At 36.8% G+C, this 15,748-nt stretch carries 14 protein-coding genes; 13 read left to right on the top strand and 1 reads right to left on the bottom strand.

Going from position 1 to position 15,748, the window contains the following annotated elements; translation table 11 throughout:
• Positions 1-302: 302 nt before the first annotated feature.
• Together acnA and BI291_RS12890 are read left to right on the top strand one after the other, a co-directional pair.
• Positions 303-3,014 carry an aconitate hydratase AcnA gene (gene acnA, locus BI291_RS12895; RefSeq protein ID WP_074499185.1) on the top strand — a complete coding sequence of 904 codons (2,712 nt, stop codon included), beginning with the start codon at positions 303-305 and terminating at the stop codon, positions 3,012-3,014.
• Positions 3,015-3,189: 175 nt separating this feature from the next.
• On the top strand, positions 3,190-3,582 hold the full coding sequence (locus tag BI291_RS12890) for a hypothetical protein (protein WP_074499184.1): 393 nt from the start codon (positions 3,190-3,192) through the stop codon (positions 3,580-3,582).
• A gap of 74 nt (positions 3,583-3,656) precedes the next feature.
• Here the strand turns inward: BI291_RS12890 and BI291_RS12885 are convergent, their stop codons facing one another.
• Positions 3,657-4,073 carry an MAPEG family protein gene (locus BI291_RS12885; protein ID WP_074499183.1) on the bottom strand — a complete coding sequence of 139 codons (417 nt, stop codon included), beginning with the start codon at positions 4,071-4,073 and terminating at the stop codon, positions 3,657-3,659.
• A 437-nt stretch (positions 4,074-4,510) separates the two neighbouring features.
• Here BI291_RS12885 and BI291_RS12880 point away from each other — a divergent pair, with 437 nt between their 5' ends.
• The 11 genes from BI291_RS12880 to BI291_RS12830 all read left to right on the top strand — a co-directional run bounded on the left by BI291_RS12880 (position 4,511) and on the right by BI291_RS12830 (position 15,672).
• Positions 4,511-5,113 (top strand): acyloxyacyl hydrolase, encoded by a 603-nt coding sequence (locus BI291_RS12880; RefSeq protein ID WP_083602051.1) that lies wholly within the window; start codon positions 4,511-4,513, stop codon positions 5,111-5,113.
• Positions 5,114-5,440: 327 nt separating this feature from the next.
• The gene (locus BI291_RS12875; protein WP_074499182.1) at positions 5,441-6,022 is read left to right on the top strand and encodes a porin family protein; all 582 of its coding nucleotides are present in this window, start codon (positions 5,441-5,443) and stop codon (positions 6,020-6,022) included.
• Positions 6,023-6,397: 375 nt separating this feature from the next.
• The gene (locus tag BI291_RS12870) at positions 6,398-7,750 is read left to right on the top strand and encodes a sigma-54 dependent transcriptional regulator (protein ID WP_074499181.1); all 1,353 of its coding nucleotides are present in this window, start codon (positions 6,398-6,400) and stop codon (positions 7,748-7,750) included.
• 36 nt (positions 7,751-7,786) lie between these two features.
• Positions 7,787-8,017 (top strand): histidine kinase, encoded by a 231-nt coding sequence (locus tag BI291_RS12865; RefSeq protein WP_074499180.1) that lies wholly within the window; start codon positions 7,787-7,789, stop codon positions 8,015-8,017.
• 15 nt (positions 8,018-8,032) lie between these two features.
• Positions 8,033-9,514, top strand: a complete 1,482-nt coding sequence (locus tag BI291_RS12860) for an ATP-binding protein (protein WP_074499179.1) — start codon at positions 8,033-8,035, stop codon at positions 9,512-9,514.
• A gap of 23 nt (positions 9,515-9,537) precedes the next feature.
• Entirely contained in the window at positions 9,538-9,993 is a 456-nt protein-coding gene (locus BI291_RS12855) for a response regulator (protein WP_074499178.1), read from the top strand.
• Positions 9,994-10,042: 49 nt separating this feature from the next.
• Entirely contained in the window at positions 10,043-12,022 is a 1,980-nt protein-coding gene (locus tag BI291_RS12850; RefSeq protein WP_074499177.1) for a response regulator, read from the top strand.
• A gap of 199 nt (positions 12,023-12,221) precedes the next feature.
• Positions 12,222-12,398, top strand: a complete 177-nt coding sequence (locus BI291_RS12845; protein ID WP_074499176.1) for a DUF1328 domain-containing protein — start codon at positions 12,222-12,224, stop codon at positions 12,396-12,398.
• A gap of 998 nt (positions 12,399-13,396) precedes the next feature.
• Positions 13,397-14,206: a hypothetical protein gene (locus BI291_RS12840; protein WP_074499175.1), complete on the top strand. Its 810-nt coding sequence runs from the start codon at positions 13,397-13,399 to the stop codon at positions 14,204-14,206.
• Positions 14,207-14,309: 103 nt separating this feature from the next.
• Positions 14,310-14,864, top strand: coding sequence for a hypothetical protein (locus BI291_RS12835; protein WP_175573127.1), 555 nt, complete (start codon positions 14,310-14,312; stop codon positions 14,862-14,864).
• 91 nt (positions 14,865-14,955) lie between these two features.
• Positions 14,956-15,672: an ATP-binding protein gene (locus tag BI291_RS12830; protein WP_074499173.1), complete on the top strand. Its 717-nt coding sequence runs from the start codon at positions 14,956-14,958 to the stop codon at positions 15,670-15,672.
• Positions 15,673-15,748 lie beyond the last annotated feature (76 nt).

Below are 15,748 nucleotides of genomic sequence, written 5' to 3'. Positions count from 1 at the left end.
TAGACTTCACGAAAACGCTTACTTTCTTACAGGATGAGCATAAAAAGATGCGACACGCCTAAGGCTAAAAATAATGGACGCAACCAGTACAGTATGTAAAAGAGATAAATAAAACCCAAAATAAAGAGCATGATAAACATTATTAATATTCATGAAATAGTCTTCAAACTTGGCTAATAACACCGACTACAGCTAATATTATTTTATCTATTCTGTAGTAAAACAATAAAGGCTTAAACAGAAAAATATTGCAACGTAATTAATTCGCAAAATGCGCTGTTAACGACAAAAAGGAGAGGGAAATGACATCACCGAATCAACATTTATCGACATTGACAGTGCGAGGTAAAAATTATCATTACTTCGACTTAACTAAATTACAGTTTGATACTAAACGGTTGCCGCTAACCGCCAAAATTTTATTAGAAAACTTGTTACGTCACAGTGATAAGCAATATGTTCAGCCAGAAGATATTCAAACCTTAGCCAAGTGGGATACAACAACATTTGCTGACACTGAAATAGCCTTTGTTCCCTCCAGAGTGCTATTACAAGATTTCACCGGCGTGCCTGCCGTCGTCGATTTAGCTGCTATGCGCGATGCAATGTTAGCTTTAGGCGGCGATCCTAATAAAATTAATCCCCTTAAACCAGTCGATTTAGTCATTGATCATTCAATAATGGTCGACGAATTCGGTAATGCAGATTCATTTGCTCGTAACACTGAGATTGAGGTTGCGCGAAATAAAGAACGCTATCAGTTTTTAAAATGGGGACAAAGCGCATTTAATAACTTCAAAGTAGTACCGCCAGGAAAAGGTATCGTTCACCAAATAAATTTGGAGTACTTAGCGAGCGTGACTTTTGTTGATGAGCAGCAAGATACGCCACTGCTATATCCTGACACCTTAGTGGGTACTGACTCACATACAACCATGATCAATGGTTTAGGTGTACTCGGTTGGGGCGTAGGTGGCATAGAAGCAGAAGCCGCCATGTTAGGTCAACCGGTTACTATGCTTATACCCGAAGTTGTGGGTGTCGAACTAACGGGTCAATTACCTCCTGGAACAACTGCCACCGATCTAGTATTAGCCTTAACACAGCAATTACGCGCCTTTGGTGTGGTGGGTAAATACGTTGAATTTTTTGGTGCTGGCGTACAACACCTTACGGTGGCGGATCGGGCAACACTTGCCAATATGTCACCTGAATATGGAGCGACGTGTGGTTTGTTTCCAGTTGATGAACAAACGACCAATTACCTTGCGTTAACAGGCCGTACAGAGCAGCAAATAGACATTATTAAAGCTTATTCAAAAGCTCAAGGAATGTGGGGAAGTGAAGCACAAGAGCACGTTGAATATCACGCAACACTGAAGTTAGATTTAAATGCTATTGTTCCTGCTATAGCAGGACCAAAGCGCCCACAAGATAGAGTACATTTGAATCAAGCAGCGAATGCATTTAACGAATGGTTATCTGAGCAAAAAGAACTCGCTATCACCTCTGATGATAACCAAAAAGCACGTTTTGACAGTGAAGGCGGCGTAGAAAAAATAGGGGAGAAAACCTGCGTATCATACAGCCACAATGAACAAAACATTGATTTACATGAAGGTGCCATTGTCATCGCTGCGATTACGAGTTGTACAAATACCTCTAATCCTTCTGTATTAGTTGCAGCGGCACTCTTAGCACAAAAAGCCAATGCAATAGGGTTAACAGTAAAGCCTTGGGTTAAAACAAGTTTTGCGCCAGGCTCGCAGGTTGTCACCGAATATCTCAACAAAGCAGGGTTAACTGACGCACTTGATAAATTAGGGTTCAACCTAGTGGGTTACGGCTGTACAACGTGTATCGGTAATTCTGGCCCATTACCTAATGCCATTTCTGACGCTATCAAAAAAAGCGACTTAACCGTAGCATCTGTTTTATCAGGCAACCGCAATTTTGAAGGTAGAATACACCCTGATGTAAAAGCGAATTATTTGGCATCACCACCACTAGTAGTAGCGTATGCTTTAGCAGGTAATATGAAAATAGATATTACTAAAGAGCCACTTGGTACGAGTAACACTGGAAAACCAGTGTATTTGAAAGATTTATGGCCAAGTCAACAAGATATTCAAGATGTTGTTACCCGTGTCGTTAACAAGACAATGTTTTCAGAAAAGTATGGTTCCGTTTATGACGGCGGAGATATTTGGAATAATTTAGAGACGGTTAACGCTGATATTTATAATTGGCCAGAAAGTACTTATGTAAAAAAACCAACATTCTTTGAAAATATGCCAATAAAACCAGAGCCAATTAACGCGATTAAAGATGCACGTTGTTTATTAAAGCTAGCAGACAGCGTCACTACTGATCATATCTCCCCAGCAGGCTCCATTGGCAACAATACTCCTGCTGCTGACTACTTACGTGACAATAACGTAAAGCAAGTAGACTTTAACTCTTATGGTTCTAGGCGTGGTAATCATGAAATTATGATGCGCGGTACTTTTGCTAACGTTCGGTTGAAAAATCAGCTTGCTCCAGGCACTGAAGGTGGTTTTACACGTAAGCAGCCTAACGGTGAATCAATGACAGTATTCGAGGCCGCACAACAATACATAGCTAACGATATACCAACCATAGTTATTGCTGGCAAAGAATATGGCACAGGCAGTTCACGTGACTGGGCTGCTAAAGGACCATTATTGTTAGGCGTTAAAGCGGTTATTGCTGAAACATATGAGCGGATTCATCGTTCTAATCTAATCGGAATGGGGATTTTACCTTTGCAATTCAAGCAAGAAGAAGGTGCACACACTTTTAATTTAGACGGTACAGAGCAGTTTTCAATTCAAGCGATTGAAGCAGGCCAAAAACAAGTGAAAGTGAACGTTTTAAGGCAAGATCAGGTTAGTTTAAGTTTTGAAGCTGATATTCGTATCGATACGCCCAATGAGTTTGAGTACTTTCGCCATGGCGGTATTCTTCAATATGTGATCAGAACCTTGCTTTAGGTTCGATTTATACCAATTCGCATAAAGATTAAGTCAGTTCAGAGCGATGTCAGAGGTGGGAGAATAAGCGAACGTGTGCAGATATAGTTGTTCTACATCAAACAGGTTTGCTTGATCTTAACGTAAAGCATTGAAATAGAATCTTTATACAACTATTTAATACAAAGGAAGCACAATGTCTACTGATGATTTCCATATTTGCTCTACTTCCGATGTATTATTATTAACCTTTGATGAAGACTGGGCACTTGACGGTTACAAAAATCGATTTGGCGAATCTTTACTTGAGCATGCAAAAGAATTTAACGATAAAAAATGGGCTGTAATCGATGATATAAGCAATTGGCCCATCAAAATTCCTGAAGAAATGGAAATGTGTAACGAGCTAGCCACTCGTTGTGTAGAGAAAGGGTTTCGCCATTGTGCTGTGTGTGGTCAAGAATATGCGATTTCAAAATGGATGATGAATAAAGTTATCCCAAATAAAGTTGAAATCGCTTATTTTGACAGTCTAAGTGAAGCTAAAAACTGGCTTAGCTCTCTTGGTTATAATACTAATTTTCAATAAATTCTTTATGTCTAGAAAGACGCATTACTTGTAAATTTTCTAAGCTAAACCAATGATGTTTTGCAATATACCCACTACATTAATCTTAGCCCTATCATGATTAACATAACAACATTAGCGGCTAAGCCAATTAAAAAAAAGTAACTACGCAAACTCGGATTTTTCTCAGTTGCAATACCATAATATAAAGCCATATGCACAATGCGTGCAGCAAGATAAACCCACACACACATTGCAAAGATAGCGCTTTGATAGTTAAGCGAGAAGGCGAAGAGAACCGTAGCTATAAATAGGGCACTGTTTTCTAAGGTGTTATGAAATGTTCGATGCGCCCTAAACACGAAACTATGATGAGATAACTCACTGTTAATTTTTCCTGGAATGGCATTCGGTTGTTTGGCCTTAGTAAAAGTAGCTACCATCCATTGAATGAGTAGCATCACTAAATATAAATAAAATGCCATATAAGCAGAGTACGCAACTTCGTTCATAATCACTTCCTTTTTTATATTTTCTGAATGCTTTATAACTTCAAAATAGCAATTATTATACCTAACGTAACATTTCGATATATTATGCACCTAAGCTACATAGTTTATAGACGCTAATGCTGCAAAATCATAGTAAATGACTGAATTTTAGTATGTAAAAATTTCACAACTGCTGTAATCCGTTCATATTAATTAAACATTTCCATAAGATAGAAAAACAATTCACACAGGTAATCAAAGAAATAGAGTACTTTGATATCACTTAATTATCGCTACGTAGTCGTATTTTGTTGATGTTATTAATCTTTCTATTAAAACTAAAAACTTTGCGCTGGCTTATTATTTGCTAATCAATCTACACACACGATTATTTAATCCAATTCGAGCGAATGCAAACTTGATAATGTCATCGCTCGTTAATTAACGGAACTCGCAAAATGACAAACTATAAACCTACGTTATATAATTCACTATCTCACACAAATGTTCTCTCAACGTTTTTACTGCTACTCACTATATTTACAGTGAGTACGAAAACGACAGCGGCTCAACTTCCTGATAGAAACAAACAAGCATTCAGTGTTGAATACATGACAGGCTCAAGTGATATGCATGGTATGCGTATAGCTTACAAGCCAGACTTTAACTATGATTTAAACCTTCCTTTAATTGGTAATACACGTTTGTCGTGGGAAACAAGCCTCAATCTATTTGATTTACATGGCAGCGCTAAAAATGAAGCAACATATGGCATTTCTCTCTCGCCTGTTTTTTCAAAAGCCTTACCTAACATCTCTAATGATTATCCACTTACGTTAGAGTTTGGTATTGGTGTAGCTTATGTACATAATGAAAAGTTTGGCGGTGTTGATATTGGAAGTTACTACCAGTTTGAAGATCGTTTAGGCTTGCTAATTGGTTTAGATAAAAACCAAAACTCTGAAATTGCCATTCGTTATATTCATTACTCAAATGGTGGATTCAATACTAAGAACCCAGGATTAGACTTCTTGAGTGTAGCTTATATCTATCGTTTTTAAACAAACACGAATGATCAACAGGCCCTAAAATTATAGTTGCGAGTTGTCGAATAATGACAGAATGATAGTAACATTGTACCACTCGCTTCTAATACGTTGATGCTCATATTACACAGTAATTTAAACCATGAGTTCAAAAGCCCCACAATGCCTGTAATTTTTTCATAGTGAATTATAAAAATCTCATGAAACACGATACTTTGCCTATTAAATCAGCAATATTATAGCGATTTATTACCTTTTCGGATTGGCACGGGGTTTGAATATAGTGATATATCTGAATACCAACATTCAGTGTAAATAATGACAAGCAACAATGGAGAATGTATGAAAAAATCAATATTGTTAGGATCACTTATTACCGCTGGTTTATTAAGTACTAACGTTCAAGCTCAAACCTATAATGACGATACTGACGCACAAGGAATATACATTGGAGCAGGCTATGGCTATTTACGAGCAGACGGCGACGATAATTTTGATGATAACAAAGATGCTTATCAAGCATTTTTAGGTTATGGGTTTAATAAACACTTTGCAATTGAAGGTGGTTTTATTGATTTTGGTAACTACGGAAATGAGCTAGCTAATGCTGATACTGATGGGTATACCTTAGGTATTAAATTAGGGCTGCCTATTTCAGATAATGTTAGCGTTTATGTTCGCGGTGGACAACTGTGGTACGAAACCGATTATTCAGTGTTCGGCGTTAAAAACGATTACGACGATGAAGGTTTATTCGCAGGCCTTGGTGTGAGTTATCATATTAATGAAGACTGGAGCGTTAAACTTGATTACACCTTATATGACAACGACTTAGATGTAGATAGCGCAACAGATGATATTGATGATGCTAATTTTTCAACTGACTTAAAGCATGCATCATTAGGGTTTGAATATAGGTTTTAATTATTGATTATAAATGTATTCCCCCTGCATGCCCTAGGTTAATCATTACAGCAAAAGGATTAGTATTTTGATAGAAACCTATAACTAATCACATTTTATTAATAATGACCTTTTACGTAAAGCCTGATGTTTAATGTGCATCGGGCTTTATACCACTTAACGGCAATATATTCACATTTAATATCAACAGCTTTATTTTTAGATAAAAAATGATTTTTACGCTAGTTAATTGTTTCGTAATAAGAATAAAGTTTGTCTTTAACGATGAAAACGCTTGAAATAATCACCAATCACCACACATATAAGGTACACTCGTAAAGACTCAATTGTTGCAGCCAAGTAACAAGATACATCTTAAGAACCTAAGGGATTAAAGTGTTAAACATATTATTAGTCGATGATGATGCCGAATTTACCGAAGTTGCTTGCCATATTATAGAATTTTTGGGTCATGATATTTGTACTGCTGGCTCTTTAAAAGAAGCTTATGAGTGGTTAGAAAATAATACCTTTGATCATATTTTTTTAGATTTTATGCTTCCAGACGGTAGTGGCTTACATTTAATAGATCATCTCAAAAATTCTCACCATGACCCTTACATCACCTTAATAACAGGCCACCCGTTAGTGAAAGGCTTACTCGCTGGTTTATGTGGCCCAAAAGTTAATTACATTGCCAAACCCTTGCAACGTGAAGATTTAGAGCAAGCATTAACACAAGAAAAACCAATTAAAGCCCCTCGTACAGATAAGGCAAACAGCGGGTTGCCTCAAAAACACTTTAACTGTCTGATTGGCGAGTCTGAAGCAATGCAAGAATTATATACCATGATATCTCGTATTGCGCTAACCAAAGCTAACGTTATGTTATTAGGTGAAAGTGGTGTTGGTAAAGAACTTGTCGCTCAAGCTATTCACAATGCAACGAGTAGCGAAATAAGCAACGAGACTGAAATGGTTGCAACAAACTGTGGCGCATTGGCTAAAGATTTAATTGCCAGCGAGCTTTTTGGCCATGAAAAAGGCGCGTTTACCGGTGCTATTGGTAAAAAAGATGGCGTATTTTTACGCGCAGGCAACGGCACATTGTTTCTAGATGAAATAACAGAAATGCCAATAGACATGCAACCCAACTTATTACGAGTGCTAGAAAGTAATAAAGTAACCCCACTTGGCGGCACGAAAGAAGTAGAAGTAAACTGCCGAGTAATCTCAGCGACTAACCGCTCAGTTGAAGAGATAGCTGAAAACAAAGTATTAAGAGAAGACATTTATTTTAGACTTGCTGTTTTCCCCGTTAGCATTCCACCATTAAGAAAACGAAAAGAAGACATTCCTTTACTTGCAGCAGCATTTCTTGATGAATTAAATAAAGAATATCAACGCGAGTATCAATGGAATGCTGAACAAATACAACGCCTCACCGATTACGACTGGCCAGGTAATATAAGAGAGTTACGTCATGCCATTCATCGAGCATTCATCATGTCTGATCCCGATGCAAAAAATGTCACATTGCCAAAAGACTTCCGCTCACCTTTCTCTTCTGTCTCAGAAAACCAACATAGCTTAAGTGCGGGTCGTACAATTGAAGATGTAGAGAAGGAATTAATTCGCGTGACACTTGAAGATGTAGAGGGAAATAAATCACTCGCCGCCAAAATGTTAGGTATTAGCACTAAAACGTTATACAACCGTTTACATTCCTACGGAGAATTAGAAGACTAACAACCATTAACTAAGCAATGCATGGAGAAACCCAAAATGAATGATCATCAAACTAATGAACAGTCAGAAGAGCGTGACTTAAACCAATTAATTCATGATGCTCGTGGTCCACTCAATCGGATATCTATGCAGGCAGAACTTATTAAACTAGTACTCGAAAATGATATGCCCACAGATAAAGCACTTGACGCTGTAAACAAAATATTAGTTTCATGCCAAACATGTAGCCACACGCTTGAGCAATTATCAAAGTCGGCTAAAAGCTAAGGTAAGCAACTAATAATGTTATATATAAAAAGGTTATTAGATAATAAAAAAATATCATGGGCCATCATTTTTATCATCGTGATCAGTGTCATTTCCATTAATGTACTTTTAGCGATAAAAACCATTGATGACTTATCCGATGTGCAAAAAAAAATGACCAACACCGGCGAAATTATCCTTAATTTAGACGAACTGCACAATTTAGTTTTATCAGCAGAAACTGGTCAACGTGGTTATTTACTCACTGAAGAAGAAATATATTTAAGGCCTTATAAAGACGCCATAGCGCAAGTTTTTAAACAAATCGCGTTAGTACGACTGTTAGAGTCTGACATCAAAAGTCAAACAAAGAAAATAGCTGAACTCTCTGACTTAGTTGAAATAAAAATGATAGAACTGAGCACAACAGTTGAGCTTGCATTAGATAACAAAGAAAAGCGCGCTATTGCGATGATATTGACAGGGCGAGGAAGAAATTTATACAAAGAAATGCAAGCTATCTTTAACGAAGTAAAAGATCGTGAAGTTGCTTACCGTAATAGTTTGTATCAAAGGCTGGCACTTAACAAAAGAGAAGCAAAATTCACCTTTAGTATTTCTGCGATCACCAGCTTATTACTGCTTGTTGGCCTTGGTGTACTTGTTCGACTTAATTATAGAAATGAATTACTCCACCGACAGTCTTTAGAAGATAAAAATAAAGAATTAATAGAAAAGGTAAACTTACGGACCAAAGAATTAACCATTTATTCTGAGGAGTTAACTAGAAGTAACCGTGAGTTAGAAGATTTTGCCTTTGTTGCTTCACATGACCTACAAGAACCTTTACGTAAAATTAGAGCCTTTGGCGACAGACTAACAACAAATTATAGCGATGTTATAGACGAACGTGGTTTAGATTTCATAAGCCGTATGAATAATGCCGCTTCACGTATGTCTAATTTAATCAATGATCTATTAGAGTATTCACGAATTAATACCCGTGGAAAAGAGTTAGTAACCGTATCACTTGAACAAGTACTCACCGATGTGATTGACGATTTAGAAATAGCCATTCAAGAAAGCTCAGCAACGATAAAACATCAAGACTTACCTGAAATTAACGGCGATATAACGCAACTCAACCAGTTATTTTTAAACCTACTCAGTAATGCAATTAAATTTAGACATAAAGATATTGCACCTCAAATTAATATTAGCCATCATCAAGAAACAGTCATCGACCCGATTTTACGCGCTGAAACTTTATGGCATATTATCACTGTAAGTGATAATGGCATTGGCTTTGAACAAGAATTTGAAGATAAAGTGTTTGTTCCTTTTCAACGTCTGCATGCTAGAACGGCTTATAAAGGAACGGGCATAGGTTTAGCCGTTTGTCGACGAATTATAGAGCGACATGGCGGTACAATTACCGTTAAAAGCCAAGTTAATAAAGGTAGCGAATTTACTATTCGAGTACCCCATAACTATATAGCACCAACAACAGACGCTTAAAATAGCTAAAAGGAATCTGTTTCATGAGAAAAAGCACACCAATTGTAATTTTAATGGCTGATGACGACGAAGATGATCGTTTACTTGCTCAAGATGCATTAATTGAAAGCAAAGTATTAAACGAACTTCATTTTGTTGAAGACGGCGTTGAGCTCATCGAATATTTAACGCATCAAGGTAAATTTCAAGATCAGGCAAGCGCGCCTAGACCAGGCTTGATATTACTTGATTTGAATATGCCCCGTAAAGACGGACGTGAAGCCTTAAAAGAAATAAAAGCAAACCCGGCACTTAGAAGTATTCCTGTTGTGATTTTAACAACTTCAAAACAAGAAGAAGACATGGTTAAAGGTTATGATCTTGGTGCTGCATCGTATATCACTAAACCCGTAAATTTTGAAGGGTTAGTAGAATTAATGAAAACGTTAGGTAAATATTGGGTGGAATTTGTTGAACTTCCCCCATCCGATAATGCTTAACAAGCAACGTCAACAATAGCCTAACAACGCAGAAGTAAAAAATTAAACTATGTCTAAACAAGTTACACGCATACTATTGGTTGAAGACGATGAAGATGATTACATTCTCACGTGTGACTATCTTGAACAGATGCATAATCATCACTTCGACATTGACTGGGTTGATAACTCTAATGAAGCTTTAGCACAGTTAAAAAAAAATAATCACGATATTTGCTTATTAGATTATCAACTCGGTGGGCTAAATGGTTTATCTGTGCTGAAACAGTCCAACGAAGAAGGCTGCACAGTGCCAATTATTATGCTGACAGGGCAAGTAGATATTGAATTAGATAATAATGCATTAGATGCTGGCGCAGTTGACTACCTTGTAAAGTCAGATCTCAACCGAGCAAGATTTAACCGTGCAATACGCTATGCTTTAGCTAGAAAAGATATTGAAAATGAACGTCTTGAGCGTATAAAAGCTGAAACGAAGAACCGCTCAAAAGATAGGTTCTTAGCGCATTTAAGCCATGAATTACGCACTCCACTGACCTCAATACTTGGTTATACTGAGTTACTGCTAAATGATGAAAGCAACAAAGTAATACAGCCAGAATTAGCCACCATACTAAACAACGGCAAACATTTGCTCGGGTTATTAAATAATGTGCTCGACCTTTCAAAAATTGCTGCGGGCAAGTTTGAGTTAAACCGTTCACCTATTTCCTTTGATAGCTTTATCGCTGATGTATACACATTGATGTCAATGTCGGCAAAAGATAAAGGGATAAACTTAGAGATATCAACTAAGTCGATGTTACCTGTAGAAATTAATACAGATTCCCTCAGATTACGTCAGATATTGATCAATATTATTCATAACGCCATCAAATTTACTCAACAAGGTTCGGTAAAAATTGATATATGGCTTGAGGAAGACCCCGAAAATACTCGTTTATATTTTTCAGTTACCGATACGGGTGTTGGCATTCCTGAAAATTTATTATCAACAATTTTTAAACCTTTTGAACAAGTGCAAGATATTGTGTCACGCAACGAAGAAGGTACTGGGCTTGGTTTGTCTATTTGCAGTGAAATATTAAAGTATATGAGCGGAAGTATTTCAGTGGAATCAACATTAGCAGTTGGAAGCAAATTTACTTTTTTTATCGACCCTGGAATTATTACAACTACTGAACGAAAAAAATTATCTTTTAAACGTAGTGACTATCAATCAAATACTAAATCACTAAGCAAACTATCAGGCAATGTTTTGATTGTTGATGATATTAATGATGTTAGACGATTAATAGGCTATGCCTGCCAATCTTTTGATCTTAATGTGGATTACGCTAATAATGGCCAGCAAGCTATTACAAAAATAGTTTCAGCACAAGATATAAAAAATCCCTATGATTTAGTTCTTATGGATATTCATATGCCGGTTTTAGACGGTAAGCGGGCAATAGCACAACTAAGAGAGATGGGTATAGAAACACCAATTGTTGCTATAACCGCAGCAACAATGAGAGGAGTACGAAAAGAACTCTACGACTTAGGGTTTAATGACGTTATTCCCAAACCAATAGATAAATACGAGTTACATCAAAAAATTAAGCAACAGTTGAACCCGTTAAATCAAAAAGCAAAATCTAACCAAACAACAACACAAAACAAAATAGATCATCAAAATACGCATCAGCGAGTTTTGATGATCGAAGATGATGCAGATTCCGCAGAAATTACAGCGTTATTATTAAGTAGAATGGGTAACCAGGTTCAAATTGCATACAACATTAAACAAGCGAACGAGATACTTGAAACAGATATTCATTGGCAATACATACTAATAGATATGAATTTACCCGACGGTAATGGTTTACAATTAAGTTCCATATTAAAAACAAAAGTGCCTAACGCCATAATCACTATTGTCAGTGGAAACGATGTAACACAGCAAGAACTCAACCAACACGGCGCAGATAAGGCACTACTTAAACCGGTTAACTTAGCTATGTTGCAACAACATTTTAATGAAGATTGATCACATTCGCGCTTAAAAACGCCTAACCTGTTAACCCTTTACTGTGCAAGTACTACACTCTTCCCCTGTAACTTTTACTTTTTTATAGTCTGTTTTATTCATATAGTTTAAATAATTACTTAAATAACAGTAGCTTATTTTTGGCACAACTATCGCTTATCTACAGATACAGTAAACATTAAAATAAAGGAGAAAATTTATGTTAAATTGGGCACTAACATTTTTAGTCATTGCTATTATTGCTGCAATATTAGGTTTTGGTGGTATTGCGGGTACAGCTGCAGGTATTGCAAAAATAATCTTTTTTATCTTTGTAGCTTTATTAGTTATCTCATTAGTCGCTAATGCATTACGGGGTAAAGGCCCGAAAGTTTAGCGGTTTAAACTTACTTTAGCGATTTCGGACAATGATACAACACGGATGTGTTAGAGGATGGATGGCTCCTGAGCTGTATCAGTAAAAAAATACAGACAGTTGAGCCTAAATCCTTAAAGATTATAGAATCTACATAACATAACCAAAGCTCATAGAACAAATTCTCAGATTGTGCCTTAAATTTATATTTAGGACAGCCACAGACAGTGGCACTCTTAACTTCGATAGTTAAATGAATACTACGCACATACTTTTTATCTAGTTTTTAATCCGTGCTTATGGGGAAGTAAAAAAACTCCCCCTTAAAAGCTGTAAGAGAGTACTTTATTACTCTCCCACAAAAGCACTGTAGATGTTGAATAAAGTTGGATACGAAAATCGTCTATGAACCCTGAGTTATGGTTCGTAACGAACAGTTCGGTTAGAGGAAAGTCGGAAACAAAAATAACGCTAGCATTTGGGTGAGCAAAAATGGCTCTAATTTTTATATATCAAAGTTGGAAACAAAAACCTTGTTGAGATATCCAACATCAGATTACTTCAATCGAATAAGTTCTAACGTCCAACTGAATTCGATTTAACGACTGCTTTGCAGCCATTTTCGGATCTTCGGCTCTAACTCCCTTTTGCCCCATTACAAGTCAGAGAATATTATCACTCTCTAATTAATCGAGTTAACTGAGGCAACTGCGTAGGAAGCTTGTAGAGTATTGGTATTTATATTACGCTTTGATTTAACTTTATTTTTTAAAGCTTTATTAGTGTTTAGGCTCATATGCTATCTCCTACTTTACAAGGTAGCGCACCTTGTAAGTTCTCGCTAATAAGCGTTATGTGTAATTCAACTTGAGTAAACTTTCACAAAGTAATACCATTCTTCCCTAGTGGTATTATCGTCTGTTGGATTAAGACGCCAGAAACTAAAAGTTCAACTTAAATCTGGAAAAGCGGGTTCGACTCCCGACAGTACCACGCCAATCCAATAAACGGGTAATGTGATGTCTAAATCAGCTTATCTACAAAATTTGTTAGATGAAATTGGAGGAAGTATTAATAGCCTTAATACTATCGCAGTTTCACTATCTCATTTATCTCCATCCTCAGTAACACCCAGTGGGTTAAATATCACTTGGAATCCCGTAAATGTTTCGGTATCAGCTAAGAATGCTCGTAGGTTCGCGATTCGATCCTCTGTAGTATTTCATGCTGAAATGTTGTTCGAGTACTTATCGGAGTTAAGTAAAGACCCATTTTGGGCTTCTTCAGGTCTAAATTTCAACGTTCCATTGAAGTCTAAAGACTCTAAAGCGCGCAGGGTGTCTGCATTTTGTAAAACTATTCCGGATATAGAGCGCGAGTGGGTGATACTTGTCGAGCTAATGTGCCACTGGAGAAACAAAATAGTCCATGCTAAGTCTAATGCTCAGATATCTTCCAAAGATAGGCAGTACTTAGAGAGTAAGACGCAGGAAATTCACGATAATTATTATCACTTTGATGCTAACAAGGCTATAGAAGATTTTCGAGCAGACAAAGTTACTTTAAAAGAAGCAACGACGTTGACGACATTTCTAATTAAATGTTGTACAGCAATAGATACTTACTATTTATCTTTTGTTAAAAATGCCTCTGAAGCTGATGTAATCAATATTTTAAGTAAAGAAAAAGAGTTCTTAGTACTAACCAAGCAGTCAAAGAGTCCCAAAAAAATACGTCAAGTAAAAGCGTGGCTAAATATGCATTACGGCATGTTAAGCTCTGACATGATTGATGGTTTGGTTGAATATTACACACAACAAAGCATTTAGGAGTGATTCGCAACGCTTGGCGTTTTCGTTACGCTCAAGTATAGCCAAGCGCCGCTATTACCATAATGCGGCGTTACATTTTTATCCACAAAAGGAGAATAGATTGAAATTTACGGATAAGCTCAAAAAATCTAAAAAGCGTTCTAGGTTTGCTTATTTAGTTGCATTCATAGCTGTAACCTATTTTTTGATGACAGTTATAAAAGGACTCTATATTTGGACTGATGGAAGTGGCTTTCCTTTAGCACAGAACATTAATTCTGGAATTAAGTGGCTATTTGCAAAAACATGGATATTTCCTATAAGTAATCTTTGGAAAACGATACCTGCTATACCATTTGAAGGGAGAGATATTCTATCTTTCTATAAAGTTCTTATTCCTCCAACTGTTGTATTTTTTCTATCAGCATTATTTATTTCTGATCATCGAGTATTAAGATCAAAATTTTATGAGCTAAAAACTGAAATAGAAAAAGAAATCGCTCTTCGTGAATTGCGAAAGGACGCTGGACTTGAGACTATAAATGAAGCGGCAAGTATAGATGTTGTAATAAGTAACGCAACAAATGACGACCCTGCATGGCACAACACTGGCTGGGGGAAAGTAGTAATTGGTGTTGCAATAGCCGCTATTGTTGCTGCAATAGGGCTAAAATAGAAAAATAACAAGCCAATTAATTCGACCTCAATACGCTGCGCTCCTTTCGGTGCATTATTGGACGTTATATGCTGTTACGAAAAGGAATGCTGTGAGTAGAAAAAAGACTAATTTCTTAGTTAAAACTAAAAACGTTTTAGCTGGCCGTGCGGGCTATCAGTGTAGTCATCCCAACTGTAATGTTATTACGATAGGACCTGGTGAGTCTGCTGATACTGTTTCCTCAATAGGAGAAGCAGCTCATATATTCAGTGCATCTTTAAATGGACCCAGAGGGCAAGGTGGATTGTCTGATGATGAATTAAGAGATATAGAAAATGGGTTTTGGGCTTGTAAAATCCATGCGAGATTAATTGATACAAATAGTGGTAATGGTTTTACTGCCGAACAGCTTAAAGCATGGCGTGCTCTCCAAGAAACAAAAATCAAATTGCATCAAGGTCGTATACAACGCCAATTGTTTTGGTTGAATTCATTAAAAATCAAAGAATGCTCAGTATTTTCAGATGAACAAGAAATTTACTTTGGTAAAGTCACATTCATCTGCGGGTCTAAAAACGCTTCTGGAAAGTCTACAATATTAGATTTTATTAACTCTATCTCTAGTTACGAATACTTAGAGTCAAGGGTTAGCAGTGGTCAATCCTTCCGCTATGAGCTTGAGCTATTTAATCCCGACTCTAATGAGTTACAGATACGCTATGATAATGGGGCGGTGTTATCTAAATTAAACAAAGAGGATGTGCCTTTTAATCCGATACCAGTAGAAATTTTTCGATACGATTTATCCTGTCCACTTCCCCATTAATGACACAGTTCTAAATTAGAATTTTCCAGTTTTTCTCGGTAAGCTGCCGGCGGCAGGTTACCCAGACTCTCATGTG

Origin of the sequence: Thalassotalea sp. PP2-459, assembly GCF_001913705.1 — a bacterium.
GTDB lineage: Bacteria > Pseudomonadota > Gammaproteobacteria > Enterobacterales > Alteromonadaceae > Thalassotalea_C > Thalassotalea_C hakodatensis.
This window is presented reverse-complemented; position numbering and strand designations above follow the sequence as displayed.

Coding starts and splice junctions, on each gene's coding strand:
- acnA (WP_074499185.1), top strand. CDS start 303: ATGACATCACCGAATCAACATTTATCGACATTGACAGTGCGAGGTAAA.
- BI291_RS12890 (WP_074499184.1), top strand. CDS start 3,190: ATGTCTACTGATGATTTCCATATTTGCTCTACTTCCGATGTATTATTA.
- BI291_RS12885 (WP_074499183.1), bottom strand. CDS start 4,073: ATGAACGAAGTTGCGTACTCTGCTTATATGGCATTTTATTTATATTTA.
- BI291_RS12880 (WP_083602051.1), top strand. CDS start 4,511: ATGACAAACTATAAACCTACGTTATATAATTCACTATCTCACACAAAT.
- BI291_RS12875 (WP_074499182.1), top strand. CDS start 5,441: ATGAAAAAATCAATATTGTTAGGATCACTTATTACCGCTGGTTTATTA.
- BI291_RS12865 (WP_074499180.1), top strand. CDS start 7,787: ATGAATGATCATCAAACTAATGAACAGTCAGAAGAGCGTGACTTAAAC.
- BI291_RS12860 (WP_074499179.1), top strand. CDS start 8,033: ATGTTATATATAAAAAGGTTATTAGATAATAAAAAAATATCATGGGCC.
- BI291_RS12855 (WP_074499178.1), top strand. CDS start 9,538: ATGAGAAAAAGCACACCAATTGTAATTTTAATGGCTGATGACGACGAA.
- BI291_RS12850 (WP_074499177.1), top strand. CDS start 10,043: ATGTCTAAACAAGTTACACGCATACTATTGGTTGAAGACGATGAAGAT.
- BI291_RS12845 (WP_074499176.1), top strand. CDS start 12,222: ATGTTAAATTGGGCACTAACATTTTTAGTCATTGCTATTATTGCTGCA.
- BI291_RS12840 (WP_074499175.1), top strand. CDS start 13,397: ATGTCTAAATCAGCTTATCTACAAAATTTGTTAGATGAAATTGGAGGA.